Origin of the sequence: Clostridium sp. KNHs216 (assembly GCF_006714885.1) — a bacterium.
GTDB lineage: Bacteria > Bacillota > Clostridia > Oscillospirales > Acutalibacteraceae > Caproiciproducens.
This window is the reverse complement of record NZ_VFMF01000001.1, coordinates 2,366,222-2,386,372: the sequence shown is the minus strand read 5'-3', so window position 1 is coordinate 2,386,372 and position 20,151 is coordinate 2,366,222. Positions and strand designations below refer to the sequence as shown.

Sequence of the window (20,151 nt, the reverse complement as noted above, 5' to 3'; positions counted from 1 at the left end):
GCCGCAGAGTTAAATTGTTAACAAAATATTAAATGTTTTGTTTTGTGTATTTACGACAATAAAAACGCTTTGACTACCAGGAATGTTTGTGGTAATATGAGAGCGAGGTTTTTATATGGGTGTCGCAACAGTCATCACATCGGGTAAGGGCGGTGTAGGGAAATCCACCGTAACAGCCGGCCTTGGTTTTGCTTTGGCAACCAGGGGCAGGCGTGTTTTGCTGATTGACGGCGACGCCGGTCTGGGATGTCTGGACCATATGCTCGGCGTTGCGGAGCAGCAGGTCTTTGATATTGCGGACGTGGTTTCGGGCCGTGCCGAACCGGTAAAAGCCGTTTATTCGTGTCCCTTTTCGGAAAGGCTGTTTTTACTGCCCGCCCCCGCGAGGGAGGACGATTTAATCAGCCCGGATATTATGAAGCAGCTCGTATCGGTACTTTCCCGGTATTACGACCACGTACTGATCGACAGCCCCGCCGGGGTGGGCGGAGGCTTTGCGAGCGCGGCGGCTTCGGCCCAACGCGCGCTGATTGTCACAACACCCGACCCCATTTGTGTGCGAAATGCAAATAAAGCGCATTTTTTACTGGAACAGGCCGGGATAAAACAGCAGCGGCTGATTATCAACCGTTTCAGCGGGCATAATTTCTACACGCAGGGATTTTACCCAGATCTTGATTCTGTGATCGATTCCGCCGGGGTACGGCTCATCGCCGTGATTCCGGAGGACATGCTTCTGGCGGCCGCCGCTTCCAACTGTGAACCGGCACCGCAGAGATCGGCCGGCGCAATGGCTTTCGGCCGGCTTGCCGCAAGGCTGGAAGGCGAACATGTGCCCCTGGCCGCGCTGCAGAAATTTTAATTCTACATATTCCTGATTTTAGGAGGAAATAAATATGAATATTGCTTTAATCGCCCATGACGCAAAGAAGGAACTCATGGTTCAGTTCTGCATCGCCTACTGCGGTGTTTTGAGCCGTCACCTGCTTTGTGCGACCGGCACCACGGGCAAGATGGTTTCCGAAGCGACCGGGCTTGAAATACAGCGCTTTCTGGGCGGCTCTCAGGGCGGCGACCAGCAGATTGCTGCGCGCATTGCCTGCAACGAGGTCGACCTGCTCCTGTTTTTCCGCGACCCGCTGAACCCGAAGCCGCACGAGCCGAACGACATGAATCTGCTGCGCCTGTGCGACATGCACAATATCCCCGTCGCGACCAACATCGCCACCGCGGAGGTCCTGATTCACGGTCTGGAGCGCGGCGATCTTGACTGGCGCAACATTTTGAATCCGAAAGCCTGATTTTTTATTTCGGCAACGACCGGAAGGAGTACCCAAAAGCTTGGCCACAGGGAGGGCGCGTCCCGGACTGTAAGCGCGCCTGCAGAAGAGCTTTGGGGAAGACATCCGCGAGCCGGCACGCCGCCCCGCGTTTCGGGGCTTTTTGAGGAGAGCTTCGGCTCTTGAAAAAGGGTGGCACCGCGAGGATCATTCTCCCTCGTCCCTTTGGCTGGGACGGGGGCTTTTTGCATTTTTAACCATTTTTACAGATTATTTTAAGGTTAGGAGAAACGCTATGGAACTGATCAAGGCACAAAAAGGGACGCAGGATTTACTGCCCGCCCAGACGGAAAAATGGCAGGTCGTGGAGGACGTGATGCGCAGCGAGGCCAAAATCCACGGCTTCGGGGAAATCCGCACCCCGGTTTTTGAAGATACCCGGCTTTTCCAGCGCTCGGTGGGGGAAACCACCGACGTGGTGCAGAAAGAGATGTATACCTTCAACGACAAGGGCGGCCGCTCCGTCACCCTCCGGCCGGAGGGGACCGCGGGCGCGGTGCGCGCCATGCTGGAGCACGGCATGTACAACGACGGGCTGCCGCTGCGCCTTTCCTACTTTACCTCCTGCTACCGCTATGAAAATACCCAGGCGGGCCGTCTGCGCGAATTCCACCAGTTCGGACTCGAGGTGTTCGGCACCCAGTCCCCCATAGCGGACGCCGAGCTGATCGGCACGGCGAAAAGCATTTTCAGCCGTCTCGGCGTACGGAACCTCAAGCTGGAGATCAACTCCATCGGCTGCCCCGACTGCCGCGCGAAATATTACGAGGCTCTGCGGGCGTATTTCAGCGACTACAGGGACCAGCTGTGCGAAACCTGTCAGGGCCGTCTGGAGCGCAACCCGATGCGGATTCTGGACTGCAAAAGCCCGGTCTGCTCCAAAATCGCCGCCGGCGCGCCGCGGATGCTGGACTACTTATGCGACGACTGCCGCACGCACTTTGAAAGCGTAAAAACCTACCTTGACGCGATCAATATCGAATATACCGTCAATCCCTCCATTGTCCGCGGGCTGGACTACTACACCAAAACGGTGTTTGAGTTCGTTTCCGACGACCTCGGCGCGCAGAGCACCGTCTGCGGCGGCGGGCGCTACGACGGGCTGGTGGAGGAAATGGGCGGACAGCCCATGCCCGCGCTGGGCTTCGGTCTGGGCATGGAGCGCCTGATGATGATTCTGGACGCGCAGAAGGTCGAATTCCCCGAACCGGAGACCTGCGACCTGTTCATCGGGGCACTCGGCGACGCGGCAAGGCTGGAAGCGTTTAAGCTGGCGCACAGCTTACAGGAATATTCCATCAGCGCCGCATGCGACATCAACGACCGCGGGCTGAAGGCGCAGATGAAATACGCCGACAAGATCGCCGCGAAATATTCCCTGGTCCTGGGCGACGACGAGCTTACAACCAAAAAGGCGGTCGTCAAGAACATGAAGACCGGCGAGAAGTCCAAAATCGATCTGAGCAAGGACTTTGTGGAGCAGTTTGTCACGCTGCAGACGAAGGACGAGGACTCCATCGATTTTTAATACAAGTCCCCTCACCGATGGGGCTTGCAGCGGTACTCCCTCCGGCGCGCCGGGCGCGGACCATGCGGTCGGCACGCGCCTACGGCGGCGCTCTCAGACAGTTGCATATTGAATCGGCCTCGGAGCACTCCGAAACACCTCCCTCTGTGAGGAAGGCAAGGGTTCGGCCCCCACTGAGAGGGCCAAGAATTATTACGTGATTTTATTGACAGTCTGATATTGAATATCATTAATTGGAGGCTATTTTAATGGCAGAATTCATGACAGGAATGAAACGGACCCACTACTGCGGCGAGCTGCGCGCCGCCGATATCGGCAAAACCGTGACGGTTTGCGGCTGGGTGCAGCGCCAGCGCGATCTGGGACAGCTGATCTTTATCGACCTGCGCGACCGCACGGGCATCCTTCAGCTTGCGTTCAACGACGCGACCGACCGCGCGGTTTTTGACAAGGCGTTCTCTGCCCGCGCGGAATATGTTCTGGCGGCGACCGGCGCGGTGCGCGAGCGTTCCTCCAAGAACACCGAGATCCCGACCGGCGAAATTGAGATCGAGGTGCAGGAGCTGCGCGTTCTGGCAAAGAGCGAGACCCCGCCGTTTGAAATTGCGGAAGATTCCAACGTAAAGGAAGACCTGCGGCTGAAATACCGCTACCTGGACCTGCGCCGTCCCGACGTACAGAATAAAATTATCGGACGCCATAAAATCGTGAAGGTCGCCCACGACTACTTCGACAACAATGGATTTATCGAAGTCGAAACGCCGGTCCTGATCAAATCCACGCCGGAGGGCGCGCGCGACTACCTCGTGCCTTCCCGCGTGTTCCCGGGCAGCTTTTTCGCGCTGCCGCAATCGCCCCAGCTTTACAAGCAGCTTTTGATGCTTTCGGGCTTTGACCGCTACATGCAGATTGCCCGCTGCTTCCGCGACGAGGACCTGCGCGCGGACCGCCAGCCGGAATTTACGCAGATCGACCTGGAAATGTCCTTTGTCGATCAAGACGACGTGATGGCGGTCGGCGAGGGCTTTATGAAGCAGGTCTACAAGCAGGTACTGGATATCGATATCCAGACGCCGTTCCGCCGCATGACCTGGCACGAGGCGATGCGCCGCTTCGGTTCCGACAAGCCCGACCTGCGCTTCGGCCTTGAGCTGATCGATCTGACGGAGGACTTGAAGCAGACCGAATTCCGCGTGTTCAAGGGCGCGGTCGAGGGCGGCGGAAGCGTGCGCGGCATCAACCTGAAAGGCCTTGCCGACAAGCTCAGCCGCAAGGAAATCGACAAGCTGACCGAATGGGTGAAGTCCTACGGCGCAAAGGGCATCGCGTGGACAAGGCTGACCGAAGGCGGGGAGACCTCTTCCTTTGAAAAATTCCTTGCTCCGGAGGAAACCGCCTCGGTGCGCAAAACCATGGGTGCCGAAACCGGCGACGTGCTGCTGATCGTCGCGAGCGACGAGGAACCCGTCGTGTATGCTTCCCTTGGCGCGCTGCGCTGCGAGCTTGCCGCGCGGTTTGGCCTGATCGACAAAAGCAAGCCCTGCCTGCTGTGGGTCACGGACTTCCCGCTGTTTGAGTTCAGCAAGGAAGAAAACCGCTTTATGGCGATGCACCACCCGTTCACCGCGCCGCGCGCGGAGGATATCGACAAGCTTGAAAGCGACCCCGGCAATGTCTGCGCCATTGCGTACGACATGGTCTTAAACGGCAACGAGCTGGGCGGCGGTTCCATCCGTATCAACAACCCCGAGCTGCAGCAGCGCATATTTAAGGCGCTGGGCTTCACCCCCGAGGAAACTCAGAAGCGGTTCGGCTTCCTGACCGACGCGTTCCGCTACGGCGCCCCGCCGCACGGCGGCATGGCGCTCGGCCTGGACCGTCTGGTCATGCTGTTGCTCGGCTGCGACAACATCCGCGACGTGATCGCGTTCCCGAAGGTCGCCTCTTCCTCCGAACTGATGTCGGGCGCGCCGACGGACGTGGACGAAAAACAGCTTACTGAGCTGGGGATCGGCATCCTTCCAAAAGAATAATCATCCGGCGCTCCGCAAAACCGCGGAGCGCCGTTTTCCATTTACAGCGAAGTTTTTGGTTTTTATCATAATAGAAATATTGTAGCAAATCCTATAACCTGTTATAATGAAGCAAAGCGGACCTGCCGGTCAGGAAGCGCCTACGGCGTTGCTTCCAGTCGGCTTATGCTAAATCGTGAGTGGGATGCTCCGAAACTTCTTCCGGCGTGCCGGGGGTTTGGCTCCCTCTGTGAGGGAACTGGCAGGCGCAGCCTGACACTGAGGGAGTTTCCCGGGATCGTGGATGAGCGAGTCCGCATTCTCTCCCTCCCTTTGGCTTTCATTAGTGCATTACCGCAAGTAGGAGTTGATCGTCAGCTCTGCCCTCAGGCCGGGCAGGCCCCTACTTTCGATCTTGGGCGGATTAAAATAACAAGTGCAACAGGAGGATAGACAGAGTCCACAAAAAGCCAAATCCATGATACAGTAGGAGTTGAAGAGACACCACTGAAGGAGAGGCTTTTTATGGACTACCACCATCTTACACCAAAAGAGCGCGCATTGATAGCCCAATTGTGGAATAACGGAATCAGTATGCGACAGCTTGCACGCAGGCTACAAAGGAGTCCCGCGACAATCAGTCGGGAGATCAAAAGGAACCGTTCGGGGCAAAAATATCTGAGCGTTCCGGCACAGGCTAAATATTTGGAACGACGTATGAAATGCCATCGAACGAAGCTGTATCAGGACCTCGATCTGACATCTTATATAGCGGAAAAACTGGAGCTGTCATGGTCCCCCGAACAAATTTCCGGAAGAATCCGGTTAGACTATCCAGACGACGAGAACATGAAGATTTCGCACAGCAGCATTTATCGTTGGCTGCATACAAACCTTCTGCCGCGTTCCGTGCAGCTTACGATGAAACTGCGTCACTATGGCCGCAAGCATGGAGAAACCCGCGGATACAAAGCCGGCGCGAGGGAAATTCGGGAGAGAAGCAAAGACGTTCTGCGGCGAAAACGGCTCGGAGATTGGGAGGCAGATACAATCGTATTCGGGAAAACGAGACATACCTATTTGCTGAATGTGACCGATCGAAAAAGTCGGTACTCCTGCCTTGCCGTCCTGTGCAACAGTAAGAGAGAAGAGGTCATGCGGGGCTTTGAGTTCTTCTTTGAAGGAGGCAAACTTCCGCTCCGTACGGTAACATCGGATCGAGGGATCGAATTCAACTGTCATCATGAATTTGAGAGCCGCTTTGAGGCACTGTACTATTACACTCGCCCTGCATCTCCATGGCAAAAACCCACTGTGGAAAATACGAACGGATTGATCCGTCAGTTCTTTCCCAGAGGAACTAATTTTACCGAGCTTACCCCAGAAGCCGTGGCTTTTGTCATGCAACTTCTCAACAACCGACCGCGTAAATGTTTGAACTGGAAAACTCCTGCTGAGGTCATATCTTCCTAACTGTTGCACTTCACTTGACAATTCACCCTTGTCCGAAAGTAGGCAAAGGACGCGCAGGGGGATTTTTAATTCCCGGCGGGAGGGCTCCATAAAATCCCCCTGCACCCCCAGGTATCCCCAAAGTGTCTCTTGAGATACAACACCACTGTGCTTTTCATTGACGGAGGGATACAAACGGGTTTGGCCTCTTCCAGCTCCCTCCTTGAGGGAGCTGGAAGGCAAAGCCTGACTGAGGGAGTTCCCGGGAGCGTGGATGAGGGAGTCCGCATTTTCTTCCTTTGGTTTTCATTGACGATATACGGGAAAGCAAGGCTCCAAAACAGAAAAGGAGGGTATCATGGTCAAAATCAATTATCAGAAGCAGCTGGACGCTACGATTGCCGGGCTGCACGGCGAAACACCCTCCCTTTTGCTCCATGCCTGCTGCGCGCCGTGCAGCAGCTATGTGCTGGAATACCTTTCGGACTATTTCCGGATTACGCTGTTTTATTACAACCCCAACATTTCCCCGGAGGACGAATACCGCAAACGCGTGGAAGAAGTGAAGCGTCTGATTGCGGCGCTCCCGGTGAAGAACCCCGTCTCCTTTCTGGAGGGAAACTATGACACCGACCGCTTTTTCGCCCTTGCGAAGGGGCATGAGGACGAGCCGGAGGGCGGCGAGCGCTGTTTCTCCTGCTACGCCCTGCGGCTGCGGGAAGCCGCGCAGGCGGCAAAAGAGGGCGGGTTCGACTGCTTTACGACCACCCTTTCCATCAGCCCCTACAAAAACGCGGAAAAACTGAACGCCATCGGCGCGCAGCTGGAAAAGGAATACGGCGTGCGCTATCTATATTCCGATTTTAAAAAGAAAAACGGCTACCGGCGTTCCATTGAGCTTTCGGCAAAATACGATCTGTACCGGCAGGATTATTGCGGCTGTGTATTTTCCAAAGCGGAGCATGACCGCCGTTTAAAAGTTCAAAACTTTTCCACACAAGAAGGACAGCCAGTGGAAAACCTTCCGATTTGATCCTCGGCAGGAAAATCCGGCCCAAAATTTTGAATGGGCCTGGTTTTTGCGTCCGGATTCAGACGGGAGGTTTTTTCTTTGAATAAAAAGAATGTCTATCTGCTGTACGGCGTCGCCCTGCTTCAGGGCATGGTGTTCTACGCGCCCATTGCCACGCTGTACCGGCAGGAGCGCGGGGTGGGGATTTTTGAGATCACGCTGATCGAAAGCATCAGCATGGTGGTCAGCCTTGCACTTGAGCTTCCATGGGGCTTTCTGGCGGAACGCATCGGATACCGCCGGACTCTGTTGATTTGTAACTTTTTCTATTTTATATCAAAAATCGTCTTCTGGCAGGCGGCCGGCTTCGGCATGTTTTTGCTGGAACGGCTGATTCTTGCCGTGGTGATCAGCGGCCTTTCCGGCTGTGACAGCGCGTTTCTCTATCTTTCGGCAGGAAAGGCCGATTCCCTGCGGGTATTCGGCATTTATTCCGCCATGGGTTCCGCCGGAACTCTGATTGCCGCGACAGTATTTTCCCTTTTTCTGCACGGAAACAGTTCCCTGTCCGCGCTTTTCACGGTTTTCAGCTACGGGTTCTCACTCCTTTTAACAATCTTTTCAACAGAAGTTGAAAACCATGTTGAAAACTCCCACAATTTTAAAAAACAGGCGCTCGAAATGCTCGCCGTCCTAAAAAAACAAAAGCGCTTTTTCCTGTTTTTACTGGCGGCGGTGCTGTTTGCGGAATGCAGCCATACGATTACGGGCTTTCTCAACCAGCTTCAGTATCTGCGCGGGGGAATCCGGCCGGAAACCATGGGCCTGCTGTATATTCCGGCAATTGTCGCCGAGCTGTTCGCCGCGCGTTCCCACCGGCTGGTCGGCCGGATGGGGGAAGGCAAAGCCTGTACGCTGTTATTTCTGACCGGAGGCGCGGCGTGTCTGGCTATGTTTTTTTCCGCGAATCCGGTGCTTTCCGTCGGGTGCGTGGTTCTGCTGCGCGCTGCCGCCGCCCTTTTTGTCCCTATCCAGATGGAGGTGGAAAACCGCACGGTTTCCGACGGGAACCGCGCCGCCGTTCTTTCCGCCTACTCGGTTGCTATGGACGTGGTTTCCGTCGGCACCAATCTGCTGTTCGGCAAAGCGGCACAGGCGGACGTCGCGGTATCCATGCTGCTGGGCGCGGGCTTTTGCTTCGCGGCACTTTTGTCCTACGGAATCTGGCGGCGGGCGGAAAACCGGTAACACATTTTTGTTTACAATCTGCTTTGACGGTGCTATGATATGCTTATTATTCATGATATACTCAATATTATTGAGTGGGGCAGTCTTGAAAATCGGGCGTCTGGAACCCGCGTGGTAAAATTGCGGCTGTGCCGATGATCCGAAGCGTCGGAGGCAGAACATGAAAAAGGACAAGGAAAAGAAAAAGAAGCGCGCAAAGCGCCCGGAGCCAAAACAGGAGTCTGCGGAAAAAGCTCGGGAAGGCGCGGCGGAGGAACCTTCCGAGGACCCTCTTTCGTATGCGCTGGCCGCGGTGGGCGGCAAATGGAAGCTCCGGATTCTGTGGGCGCTGCGCGGCGGCACAAGCCTTCGCTACGGCGAAATCAAGCAGCAGATTCCCCCGATCACCGACATGATGCTCAGCCAGAGCCTGCGCGAGCTGACGGCCTCCGGGCTGATTGTACGCCAGCAGTTCCAGCAGATTCCGCCGAAGGTGGAGTACCGGATCACTCCCCCCGGAGGCGACCTGATTCCCGCGGTGGAGCTTCTGTGCGCCTGGGCTTCAAAACAAATCAAAGGAGAGAAATAACATGGAACGATACACCCTGGTCCCCCCTTACACCGCGGTGGAAACGCGTTATACGCAGATGCAGTACCGCCGCTGCGGCAGGAGCGGCTTGAAGCTGAGCGCCGTTTCGCTCGGCTACTGGCACAATTTCGGCACCTACGACCAGTATGAAACTGCCCGCGCGGTCACCCGCCGCGCGTTTGACCTTGGTATTACCGTTTTTGACCTTGCCAACAACTACGGTCCCCCGGCGGGCAGCGCGGAGGAGACCTTCGGCCGCCTGATGAAGGAGGACATGCACCCTTACCGCGACGAAATGGTTATCACCACCAAAGCGGGCTACACCATGTGGCCCGGCCCGTACGGTGATTTCGGCTCCCGCAAGTACCTGCTCGCGAGCCTTGACCAGAGCCTGAAACGGATGGGGCTTGATTATGTGGATATCTTTTACCATCACCGCATGGACCCGGAGACCCCGCTGGAAGAAACCATGGGCGCACTCGCGCACGCGGTAAAGAGCGGCAAGGCGCTTTACGCCGGGATTTCCAACTACAGCCCCGAAAAGGCAAAGGAAGCCGCTTCCCTTTTGAAGGAGATGGGCGTTCCCTGCCTGATCTGCCAGTCGCGCTACAGCCTGCTGGACAGAAAGGTGGAACAGGACGGGCTGTTTGAGGCGCTTTCCGACTGCGGCATGGGCGCGACCGCGTTCAGCCCGCTGGCACAGGGCCTTCTGACCGGAAAATACAACAACGGTATTCCGCAGGATTCCCGCGCGGCGGGTGCTTCCGTCTTTTTGAACAAGGACCGCATTACGCCCGAAACCATCGAAAAGGTCGTCGCGCTCGGCAAGCTGGCGGCGCGCCGGGGCCAGACCACCGCGCAGTTCGCCCTTTCGTGGGTGCTGCGCCAGCCGGTGATGGCCAGCGTGCTGATCGGCGCCAGCCGCGTCTCCCAATTGGAAGAGAATATGGGCGCGCTGGACAATCTGGATTTCTCGGAAGAAGAAATCCGCGAAATAGACGCGATTCTGCGGTAAAGGCGTATTAAAAGGCCAAGTACCCTCTTTTGGGCTCCTTCTTAGAGGGAGGCAGGGATTCGGCCCCCTCCCCGAGGGGGCTGACAGGCGAAGCTTGACTGAGAGAGTTTTACAAAAGCAAACCGGAAGTTACTTTGGGCCCCCCGGAAGGGGGGCTTTTTGCGCCTGATTCCGACTTTTTTTACAACTGTATCAAAATGGTACATATAGCGTGATAATTCTAATAATTAAAAATTTAACGCTATATCTTGTGGAAATTACCCTTGACAAGTACCTGGTATTGCAGTAAAATTCAAAGTACCCACTGAAAAAAGGGGCAAATTACGGTATTTTTGCTTTGAAAGGAATGTTTCTAAATGGCTGTCAAAATACAGAAGCGCAACGGTGTGGTTGTGACGTTCGATAAAGAAAAAATTCGCAATGCGATTTATAAAGCCAATCAGGCGGTTGCGGAGGAAGAGATGGGCGCGCCCGTCCTTGACCGGCTGACGGGCAAGGTTGTCAGGACTTTTCAGGGCGACAGCGTCCCCACCGTCGAGCAGGTGCAGGATGCGGTGGAGGAAACCCTGATTGCCGCGGACTACGCCAAAACCGCGAAGGCTTACATACTCTACCGCGCGGAGCACACCAAAATTCGCCAGGCCGAGGGCGACCTGATGAACATATACAAGGAGCTGACCTTCCGCGACGCGAAGGATGCCGATATCAAGCGCGAGAACGCGAACATCGACGCGGACACCGCTATGGGGACCATGCTGAAATACGGCTCCGAGGGCTCCAAATATTTTATCAATAACTACGTCCTTCCGAAGGATATTGCCGCCGCGCACATTGACGGCGACATCCATATCCACGACGAGGATTTCTATATGCTGACGGAAACCTGCTGCCAGATCGATCTGATCAAGCTGTTCAAGGGCGGCTTCTGCACCGGCCACGGCGCGCTGCGCGAGCCGAACGACATCCGCTCCTACGCCGCGCTGGCCTGTATTGCGATTCAGGCCAACCAGAACGAGATGCACGGCGGGCAGTCTATTCCGAATTTCGATTATTCCCTGGCGCCGGGCGTCGCCAAAACCTTCCGGAAGGCTTATTTCAAAGCCCTTTCCCAGTTTTTCCAGGTTGCAAACGGCATGAAGGAAACGGACGCCGATGCGCTGGTCAAAACCATCCGGACGGATTTGGGCACGGACATTACGCTTTCCACCGTCGACCGGTACGGCGATGCTTTGAAAAGCTATCTGCCGGAGCACCAGAAGAAAAACAGCTTTGAAGAAATCTCCGAAAAGGAAGCCGTACGCGCGCATCGGTATGCCGTAAAGACCGGCACCTCCAACACCGAGTCGGCGACCTATCAGGCGATGGAAGCGCTGATCCACAACCTGAACACCATGAATTCCCGCGCGGGCGCGCAGGTCCCGTTCTCTTCCATCAACTACGGCACCGACACCTCGCTGGAAGCGCGGATGCTCGTCCGCAACCTGCTGAACGCCACCGCCGCCGGTCTGGGCGACGGCGAAACGCCGATTTTCCCCGTACAGATTTTCAAGGTAAAGGAAGGCGTCAACTACAACGAAAGCGACCCCAACTACGACCTGTTCAAGCTGGCCTGCAAGGTAAGCGCGAAGCGTCTGTTCCCGAATTTCAGCTTTATCGACGCGCCGTTCAACCTGCAGTACTATCAGGAAGGCGACTACAACACGGAAGTGGCCTATATGGGCTGCCGCACCCGCGTCATGGGCAATACCCACGACAGGACGAAGGAACTCACCTGCGGACGCGGAAACCTGAGCTTTACCTCGCTGAACCTTCCCCGCATTGCGATCGAAGCGAAGGGCGACCTCAAGGCTTTCTATGAGACGCTGGACAAACGGATGGATCTCGTCATCCGCCAGCTGATGCACCGCTTTAAAATCCAGTGCTCCAAAAAGGTATACAACTATCCGTTCCTGATGGGGCAGGGCGTCTGGATCGACTCCGAAAAGCTTGACCCGCAGGACAGTGTGGAAGAGGTCCTGAAGCACGGCACCCTGAGCATGGGCTTTATCGGCCTTGCCGAAACGCTGAAAGCGCTGACCGGCAAGCATCACGGGGAAAGCGTGGAAAGCCAGAAGCTCGGCCTTGAAATCGTTTCCTATATGAGAAAGCGGATGGACGATGAATCGGCGAAAACCGGCCTGAACTTCACCCTGCTCGCCACTCCGGCGGAAGGGCTTTCCGGCCGCTTCGTGCGCATCGACCAGAAGAAATACGGCAAAATCCCGGGCGTCACCGACCGCGAATACTACACGAACTCCTTCCATGTGCCCGTCTATTTTCCGATCAAGGCGTTTCAGAAAATCGAGCTGGAAGCGCCGTACCACGCAATGACCAACGCGGGCCATATCAGCTACGTGGAGCTGGACGGCGACACCTGCAAAAATATTGACGCGTTTGAAGCGGTGATCCGCTGCATGAAGGAACACGGCATCGGCTACGGTTCGGTGAACCACCCGGTCGACCGCGACCCGATCTGCGGCTTCAACGGGATTATCGACAATGAATGCCCCAAGTGCCACCGCTCCGAAAACGACGGCGGCCCCAAATTTGAGCGTATCCGCCGAATCACCGGGTATCTGGTGGGCACCACCGACCGGTGGAACAACGCGAAGCGCGCGGAAGAAAGAGACAGAGTGAAGCATGGGCTCTAAGCTGAAAATCTGCGGGGTCGAGCCCGAGTCGATCGTGGACGGAAAGGGCTTCCGCTATGTGGTGTTTGCACAGGGCTGCCCCCACCGCTGCCCCGGCTGCCACAACCCCCAGTCCCACGATTTTAACGGCGGAAAATGGGCGGATATTGACGACCTGTTCGCCGAAATCTGTGAAAACCCGCTGCTGAAGGGCGTGACCTTCAGCGGAGGGGAGCCTTTTTCCCAGCCGAAGCCGCTGGTGGAGCTGGCCAGGCGGATCCACGCAAGAAAGCTGGACCTGACCGTCTTTACGGGCTATACCTATGAGGAGCTTTGCGCGCGGCACGACCCGGACACCGACGCGCTGCTGCGGGAAGCCGACGTGCTGATCGACGGGCCGTTCCTGCAGGAGCAGAAGGACCTGACCCTTGTGTTCCGGGGGAGCCGGAACCAGCGCGTCATCGATATGAACCGAACGAGAGAGACCGGCGCGCTGGTGCTGGATGAAGTCGAAAAAGAAGCATTCTCCTGACGGAGAATGCTTCTTTTTTGTAAAAATATAAGCTTTCCTGTATCAAATTTCCCTTGTCAATTTGATTTCCATGTGTTACCATAATTATATATATTCCGGTATATTTTTTCGGAAAGGGATGAGTGCTTATGCGGCCCGACGTTGTTGCACAGGAACAGATTCAGATCAAAATGCTGGGCGAATTTTCCATAACCATTAACGGCAATCAGCTTACCAATCTGAAAGGCCGCACCAAAAGGGTGTGGATGCTGATTCAGTACCTGATTGCGAACCGGCATAAAGAAAATTCCACCGAAAAGCTGGTGGAAGTACTGTGGCCGGACAATCAATGCAATGACCCGCTGAACGCTCTGAAAAATCTTGTTTACCGGGCCCGGGAGCTTTTAAAGGGCCTTACGGGAAACGACAAGGCGGAATACATTCAGTATATCCACAATACATATTCGTGGAACAACAGTTATTCCTGCCTGATTGACACGGAGCAGTTTACGGAGTTTTACCGGCGGGGAAGCGATGTTTCCAAAACGCAGGAGGAACGGGTGGAGGCGTTTAAGGACGCCCTGCAGCTTTACTGCGGGGAATTTCTGCCAAAATCGGCCTACAGCAACTGGGTAATTTCCGCCAGCGCGTACTACGCGAACCTTTATAATCAGTGTGTACTGCGCTGCTGCGGGCTGCTGATCGATCTGCGCCGTTTCGACGAGGTGACCCAAATCTGTGAAAACGCGCTGATTTATTCCCCGCTTGAGGAATCCGTCCACAAGATGCTTCTGTTCGGCTACCTTTCCACCGGCCAGCGCAACAAGGCGCTGGACCACTACAACCATGTGATCGACCTGTTTTACAGGGAGCTGGGCGTGGATATTTCCGAATCCATGCGCGCGCTGTATAAACAGCTGGTCAACAGCATCAACAACGTGGAAATGGACCTGGGCGTCATTAAGAACGACCTGAAGGAAGCTTCCGCCGTGGAAGGCGCGTACTACTGCGATTACGACATCTTCAAATCCATCTACCGGATTCAGGCGCGTTCGGTGGCGCGCACCGGAAGCTCGGTCTTTATTGTTCTGTTCACCATCAGCGGTCTGGACGGCGAGCTGCCGAAGCCGCGGGTCGCCAAGCTGGCTTCCGAACGGCTGAAAGCTACGATTATGGACAGTCTGCGCAAGGGGGACACGGTCGCTTCCTACAGCGCCACACAGTTTATCGTGATGCTGCCCCTCATCAGCTATGAAAACGCGGAAATGGTGGTGGACCGTATCCTTCAGAAATTCCGTTTCCGGTACCGCAGGGACAACGTGAAAATTTCCACCAGAATCAACGCGCTCGATTCAGCGGAGTAAGCGATTTGAGACCGGGCTGAGGGGAGGGATGACATGCGGAAATATAAATCCATATTCCCTGTGTTTTTGCTTGCGTTTCTGCTGTCCGCCTGTGCCGGGCAATCCCCCGGCAGCGCGCCGGACCCGGCGTCCGGCGTCGTTTCGGTTCCGTCTTCTTCACAGGACATTTCTTCCGGGGAAGCTTCCTCTTCCGGGGCCGGCTCCTCTTCAACCGCCGAATTCTCCTTTGTACCGTCGGAACCGGCGTCCTCTTCCGAACAGGATCTTGTTTCCAGAGTTCTGAATCCCTCTTCCGAAACGGTCGTAATGAGTTCGTCCCTGCCGCCCACGGCGGCGCCCTCCCCGGCCCCCGCCGCAAAGCCGATGCCCGCCGTCACGGCGAAGATGCCGCAGGCTCCCGGTACGGAGGTCTTCAGCAAAAGCGGCGCTTCGGTCGATTACAGCGACGCCGGGCAGGGTTACGTCATGGTACGCTACAGCGGTTCTTCGGTCATCAAGGTATTGGTTTATTTCAACGGCGGTTCCTCCTATTACCAGTACAACCTTGCGGGAGACGGCGTCTATGTCGCCCTTCCCCTGCAGAGCGGCAGCGGAACTTACAAAGTGCGGTTTATGGAAAACGTTTCGGGGAACAGCTACGCCGAGCTTTGCTCCACGCAGCTGAGCGCTTCCGTTTCGGGCTGGGGGTATACGCTTTACCCCAACCAGTACGTCAGCTACGGCACTTCCTCCGCGGCGGTGGCCAAGGCAAAAAGCCTTTGCGCTTCGGCCGCCAGCAACGCACAGAAGGTCGCTGCCATTTATCAATTTATTACCTCAACCATCAAGTACGATTATCAAAAGGCGGACAGCGTGAAAGCGGGCTATCTGCCCAACGTGGACAGCACGCTGTCCGCCAAAACGGGCATCTGCTTCGACTACGCGGCTCTGATGGCCGCCATGTGCCGTGCGCAGGGAATCCCGACGCGGCTGATTATCGGCAACACCAGCGTAGGATACCACGCCTGGAACGAGATTTATCTGGACGGGTGGAAGCGCTACGATTCCACTTTTGCCGCGGCCGGACAGTCCGCCGGGACCTATACGGCGGAAAAATACTATTAACCGCGGGAATCGGAACAAAAAAGCCAATAGGCGGTTTGGAGGATGAACCATGGATCAAAACCCGGCTGTCAGCCAGCGTAAAACAAAGCCTCTTTCCTCGGGCGACGTTTCTCTTTTCTGTTCTCAGGTGGTTCTTCTGCTGAGGGCGGGAATCCCCCTGCAGGAGGGCATCGGCACAATCAGCGAAAATATTGCGGATGAAAAGGGCCGGGAGCTGATCCACCGGATTCAGGCGGCAGTGGAGCAGAACGGCTCGCTGTATCTTGCGCTGAACAGCACAGGCGCTTTTCCGAAATACATGGTCAACATGGTGAATATCGGCGAGAAGGCGGGCAACCTCGACAATGTGATGGAAGCTTTGGCCCTCTACTACGAGCGCGACGACAGGCTGCGCAGCTCCGTGCGCGGCGCGCTTCTGTATCCGTTTATCCTTGTCCTGATGATGGCGGCGGTCGTTTCCGTGCTGGTCATCAAGGTCCTTCCTGTTTTCAACGAGGTTTTTCTGGACATGGGCAGCGATGTTTCCGACGCGGCGGCCGCCGTGATGCGCGCGGGCAGCGCGATCGGCAGCTGGGCGCTGGCCCTGATTTTACTGCTTTCCCTATTCCTTCTGGCCGCGCTGATCCTTTATAAAACGGAAAAGGGATACCGGTGGATGACCGGCTTTTTAAGCAATTTCCCGCTGACGAGGCAGCTTTCGGAAAAAATCGCGCTGGCGCGCTTCGCGTCGGCCGTTTCCATGCTGCTTTCCAGCGGATACGATACCGAACAGGCACTGGGGCTGGTTCCCGGTATTTTGAGCAGCCGGGCGGTCGCCGAAAAGGTGAACCGCTGCCGCGCGCTGATGAACGCCGGCTCCTCCTTTACACAGGCGCTGAGCGAAGCGGATATTTTTCCCGGCATCTATTCGGGCATGGTGCGCATCGGCTGCAAAACCGGCAGCCTTGATTCCGTTATGCGCCATCTGGCGGAGATTTACAGCGAGGACGCGGACGAGTCCGTCAGCCGCGCGGTTTCCGTCATAGAGCCCGCCATGGTCGCGGCACTGTCGATCATTATCGGCGCGATCCTGCTTTCCGTCATGCTTCCGCTGATGGGAATCATGTCGTCGATCGGTTAGGGGAAGGGGGAGGATCGCTTGAGGCTTTACAAAAAGAAATTCGCTTACAGGGACCTTTTGCTTTCCGTCCTTATCTTCTGCGCTTTGCTGTATCTTTTCTGGTCCGGCCTGAGCAGCGCCCTTCGAGCGAACAGTGAGGAAAAGCTGCGCGTGACCCGCGCGGCCGTACAGAAGGCCATTGTCAACTGCTACGCGGTGGAAGGGTTTTACCCCCCGGATATTCAATATCTGGAAGACCACTACGGAATTGAAATCGACCACGGCAAATATGTCGTCCAGTATGAAACGGCGGGCAGCAACATCATGCCCTCGGTGAGGGTGCTGGAGAAGGGCGCCGAATCTTAACGGGGAGGAATCAAGATTGAACAGCAGAAATTCCCATTCCGTCCATACTGTTTTTATCCTGCTGATTTTTTGCCTGTTCGCGGTCTGTTCCCTGTTTCTGGTGCTGATCGGGGCAAATGTTTACCGCGGGATCGTGGGCAAAATGGACAGCAACAATGAAACGCGCGCCACCCTTTCCTATGTCACCAATAAGGTTCACTCGGCGGACAGCCGCGACGTTTCCGTGGAGACCCTGGACGGGCAGCAGACGCTGGTAATCCGCTCCGATTTCAACGCACGGGAGTACAAGACCTACATTTATTATCACGACGGCTATCTGATGGAATATTTCACAAGCGCTGAAAACGGCTTCAGCGTGGGCAGCGGCGACAGGATTACGCCGGTGTCCTCCTTTTCTATGGAGAAAAACGGGAACCGGCTGAGCCTTTCGGTCAGCGGCGAAAACAGCCGCGCGCTTTCGCTCAGTCTTTCCCTAACATAAAGCAGGTGATGGAATGAAACGGAACGCGGTACAGATCAACAGCTTTTTTGTGGAGATCATTCTGGTCATCCTGTTTTTCGCCGTTTCCGTCACGGTCACCCTGCAGCTTTTTGTGCAGGCCAACAACCGCGCGCGGCAGAGCAGCGACCTGAGCGTCGCGGTGATTCAGGCGGAAAATATCGCGGAGCAGGTCCGTTCCCTCTCTTCGCCCGATCAGCTGCCCGAGGCGCTGAAAACCGCAAAACAGGAAAACGACGGAAGCTACCGCATCCTTTACGACCGCGACTGGAACCGGACGGATACCGACCCGCGCTACATCGCCGACGTCACCCTGAAAAAAACGCCCTCCGGCGGAGGGACCATGGTCAGCGTGAGCGTTTCCGTCAGCCGCCGCCAGAACGGCGGCGACAGCAGTATTTATTCGCTGAGCTCCGCAAAATATCTGCCCGAAAGCTGAGGAGGTGCCTGTGTGAGAAGAAAAGGAAATTTTCATCTGGGTGTGGGCGCGTCCTCCATCCTGATGATTTTTGTCGTGCTCTGCCTGACCACCTTCGGGATCCTTTCCTACGTGACCGCGAACGCGGACAATAAGATTTCCACCAAAAACGCGGAAACGGTTGAAAACTATTACGCCGCAACCGCTATCGCGGAGCAGAAGCTCCAGAAAATAGACGAAGCGCTTCTGAGCGCAAGGGAAGACGCCGCGAAGGCCACGGGTGGAATTGCTCTTATACAGTTAAAAGAATACAATCAGTATAAAAATCGCTCTAAATTACAATCAGCAACGGAAATTCTGGCGGGCAATGCCTCTGCGGAACAGAAAAAGGCCGTTTGTTACCGCAGCTTTGCCCAGATGCTGCTCACCCGCCTTGACGGGGTCACGGTGGAACCCTCCGACGAGGATTCGCTGAACGTTCGTTTTCCAGTCGACGCGGGCGCGGGCAGGCAGATCGAAACACGGCTGGCCGTCGGCGCTTTTGACGACGCGGAGCGGTACCGGATTACGGAAAGAAAACTGACGCCCCAGGCGCTTGAAAGCGACGGCGGCGATACGCTGGAGCTTTGGCAGGGCAACAGCGCCCAATAAGCGCAATGGAGTGATTGCATGGAATTTGATATTATTGAAATCCTGAAAAGGGCCGTGGAGGAGAACGTATCGGATATTTTTATCATATCGGGCTGCCCCCTTTCCTTTAAGACGAGCGACCGCATCCATCCGGTGGGTATCGACGGCCTTGACTCCTACCGGCTGAAGCCGGAGGATACGAAGAAATGCATTGAGAAAATCTATTCGCTCGGCAGCGGCCGGGACATTCAGCCGTTTCTGAGAAGCGGAGACGACGATTTTTCCTTTTCCATAGAAGGGCTGTGCCGCTTCCGCTGCAACACCTATCTGCAGCGGGGGTCCATGGCCGCGGTGCTGAGGGTGGTCGCTTTCCGGCTGCCCGACCCGAAGGTCCTGCATATTCCCGATACGGTGATCGATCTGAACGAAATCAAAAAGGGTCTTGTGCTGATTACCGGCTCTGCGGGCAGCGGAAAATCCACCACGCTCGCGTGTATTATCGATAAGATCAACCATACGCGCAACAGCCACATCATCACCATAGAGGACCCGATCGAATACCTGCACCGTCACGACAAAAGCATCGTGAGCCAGCGCGAGCTCGCCCACGACACCCGGAGCTATGTGCGGGCGCTGCGCGCCGCCCTGCGGCAGGCGCCCAACGTCATTCTGCTGGGGGAGATGCGCGACTATGAAACGATCACCACCGCGATGACCGCGGCGGAGACCGGCCAGCTGGTGCTTTCCACCCTGCACACGGTGGGCGCAGCCAACACCATTGACCGGATCATCGACGTGTTCCCACCCAACCAGCAGCAGCAGATCCGCGTGCAGCTTTCCATGGTACTGCAGGCGGTGGTTTCTCAGCAGCTGATTCCCACGCTGGACGGCGGCCTGATTCCCGCGTTTGAAATTATGCTGGTCAATCCGGCCATCCGCAACCTGATCCGCGAATCCAAGGTGCATCAGATCGACAACACCATTTATTCGTGCGGGTGCGAGGGCATGGTGGCCATGGACATGGATTTGCTCCGGCTTTACCGGGAAAGAAAAATCTCCCGGGAAAACGCACTGATCTACGCCGCGAACCCGGAGACCCTAAAAAAGAAGCTGGCCAATTAAAAAAGGCGGGAACAATGCCCCTTATCAATAAGAATGTTTTCAGTTTTTAAGATTTGCCGCAGGATTTCAAATCCTGCGGCTTTTTTCTGTCCTAAAACTTACCCACAAAATTGAAATAGACATCAACCTGCTTCATATAATTTTTTTCTTGTACGGCTGCGGTCCGGAACGTCCATACCCCACAATCTTCCCGG

At 55.8% G+C, this 20,151-nt stretch carries 19 protein-coding genes; all 19 read left to right on the top strand.

Annotation, left to right across the window (positions count from 1 at the left end):
• Window positions 1-115 precede the first annotated feature (115 nt).
• The 19 genes from LY85_RS11615 (at window position 116) to LY85_RS11525 (ending at window position 19,957) form a co-directional block, all read left to right on the top strand.
• The gene (locus LY85_RS11615) at window positions 116-862 is read left to right on the top strand and encodes a P-loop NTPase (RefSeq protein ID WP_141826761.1); all 747 of its coding nucleotides are present in this window, start codon (window positions 116-118) and stop codon (window positions 860-862) included.
• A 34-nt stretch (window positions 863-896) separates the two neighbouring features.
• The gene (locus tag LY85_RS11610; RefSeq protein ID WP_038322367.1) at window positions 897-1,301 is read left to right on the top strand and encodes a methylglyoxal synthase; all 405 of its coding nucleotides are present in this window, start codon (window positions 897-899) and stop codon (window positions 1,299-1,301) included.
• Window positions 1,302-1,575: 274 nt separating this feature from the next.
• The gene (gene hisS / locus LY85_RS11605; protein WP_141826760.1) at window positions 1,576-2,868 is read left to right on the top strand and encodes a histidine--tRNA ligase; all 1,293 of its coding nucleotides are present in this window, start codon (window positions 1,576-1,578) and stop codon (window positions 2,866-2,868) included.
• A 248-nt stretch (window positions 2,869-3,116) separates the two neighbouring features.
• Window positions 3,117-4,901 carry an aspartate--tRNA ligase gene (gene aspS / locus LY85_RS11600; RefSeq protein ID WP_141826759.1) on the top strand — a complete coding sequence of 595 codons (1,785 nt, stop codon included), beginning with the start codon at window positions 3,117-3,119 and terminating at the stop codon, window positions 4,899-4,901.
• 504 nt (window positions 4,902-5,405) lie between these two features.
• On the top strand, window positions 5,406-6,353 hold the full coding sequence (locus tag LY85_RS11595; protein WP_141825577.1) for an IS30 family transposase: 948 nt from the start codon (window positions 5,406-5,408) through the stop codon (window positions 6,351-6,353).
• Between the two features lie 337 nt (window positions 6,354-6,690).
• A complete protein-coding gene (locus LY85_RS11590; RefSeq protein ID WP_141826758.1) occupies window positions 6,691-7,365 on the top strand; it encodes an epoxyqueuosine reductase QueH in 675 nt (224 codons plus the stop codon).
• A 78-nt stretch (window positions 7,366-7,443) separates the two neighbouring features.
• On the top strand, window positions 7,444-8,592 hold the full coding sequence (locus LY85_RS11585; protein WP_185741194.1) for an MFS transporter: 1,149 nt from the start codon (window positions 7,444-7,446) through the stop codon (window positions 8,590-8,592).
• Window positions 8,593-8,752: 160 nt separating this feature from the next.
• Window positions 8,753-9,160, top strand: a complete 408-nt coding sequence (locus LY85_RS11580; RefSeq protein ID WP_141826756.1) for a helix-turn-helix domain-containing protein — start codon at window positions 8,753-8,755, stop codon at window positions 9,158-9,160.
• Window position 9,161: 1 nt separating this feature from the next.
• On the top strand, window positions 9,162-10,175 hold the full coding sequence (gene mgrA, locus LY85_RS11575; RefSeq protein WP_141826755.1) for an L-glyceraldehyde 3-phosphate reductase: 1,014 nt from the start codon (window positions 9,162-9,164) through the stop codon (window positions 10,173-10,175).
• A gap of 356 nt (window positions 10,176-10,531) precedes the next feature.
• Window positions 10,532-12,865 carry an anaerobic ribonucleoside triphosphate reductase gene (locus tag LY85_RS11570; RefSeq protein WP_141826754.1) on the top strand — a complete coding sequence of 778 codons (2,334 nt, stop codon included), beginning with the start codon at window positions 10,532-10,534 and terminating at the stop codon, window positions 12,863-12,865.
• A complete protein-coding gene (nrdG, locus tag LY85_RS11565; RefSeq protein WP_141826753.1) occupies window positions 12,855-13,376 on the top strand; it encodes an anaerobic ribonucleoside-triphosphate reductase activating protein in 522 nt (173 codons plus the stop codon). The genes LY85_RS11570 and nrdG overlap by 11 nt, the downstream gene beginning before the upstream one ends.
• Window positions 13,377-13,504: 128 nt before the next feature.
• Window positions 13,505-14,719, top strand: a complete 1,215-nt coding sequence (locus LY85_RS11560) for a BTAD domain-containing putative transcriptional regulator (protein ID WP_141826752.1) — start codon at window positions 13,505-13,507, stop codon at window positions 14,717-14,719.
• Between the two features lie 33 nt (window positions 14,720-14,752).
• On the top strand, window positions 14,753-15,823 hold the full coding sequence (locus LY85_RS11555) for a transglutaminase-like domain-containing protein (protein ID WP_141826751.1): 1,071 nt from the start codon (window positions 14,753-14,755) through the stop codon (window positions 15,821-15,823).
• 49 nt (window positions 15,824-15,872) lie between these two features.
• Window positions 15,873-16,943 carry a type II secretion system F family protein gene (locus tag LY85_RS11550; protein WP_141826750.1) on the top strand — a complete coding sequence of 357 codons (1,071 nt, stop codon included), beginning with the start codon at window positions 15,873-15,875 and terminating at the stop codon, window positions 16,941-16,943.
• 18 nt (window positions 16,944-16,961) lie between these two features.
• Window positions 16,962-17,288, top strand: coding sequence for a hypothetical protein (locus LY85_RS11545; protein ID WP_038322376.1), 327 nt, complete (start codon window positions 16,962-16,964; stop codon window positions 17,286-17,288).
• A 16-nt stretch (window positions 17,289-17,304) separates the two neighbouring features.
• Window positions 17,305-17,769 carry a DUF4860 domain-containing protein gene (locus LY85_RS11540; protein WP_141826749.1) on the top strand — a complete coding sequence of 155 codons (465 nt, stop codon included), beginning with the start codon at window positions 17,305-17,307 and terminating at the stop codon, window positions 17,767-17,769.
• 13 nt (window positions 17,770-17,782) lie between these two features.
• Window positions 17,783-18,226, top strand: coding sequence for a type II secretion system protein (locus tag LY85_RS11535; protein WP_141826748.1), 444 nt, complete (start codon window positions 17,783-17,785; stop codon window positions 18,224-18,226).
• 12 nt (window positions 18,227-18,238) lie between these two features.
• Window positions 18,239-18,856, top strand: coding sequence for a hypothetical protein (locus tag LY85_RS11530; RefSeq protein WP_141826747.1), 618 nt, complete (start codon window positions 18,239-18,241; stop codon window positions 18,854-18,856).
• Window positions 18,857-18,874: 18 nt separating this feature from the next.
• Window positions 18,875-19,957 carry a PilT/PilU family type 4a pilus ATPase gene (locus tag LY85_RS11525; protein WP_141826746.1) on the top strand — a complete coding sequence of 361 codons (1,083 nt, stop codon included), beginning with the start codon at window positions 18,875-18,877 and terminating at the stop codon, window positions 19,955-19,957.
• Window positions 19,958-20,151 lie beyond the last annotated feature (194 nt).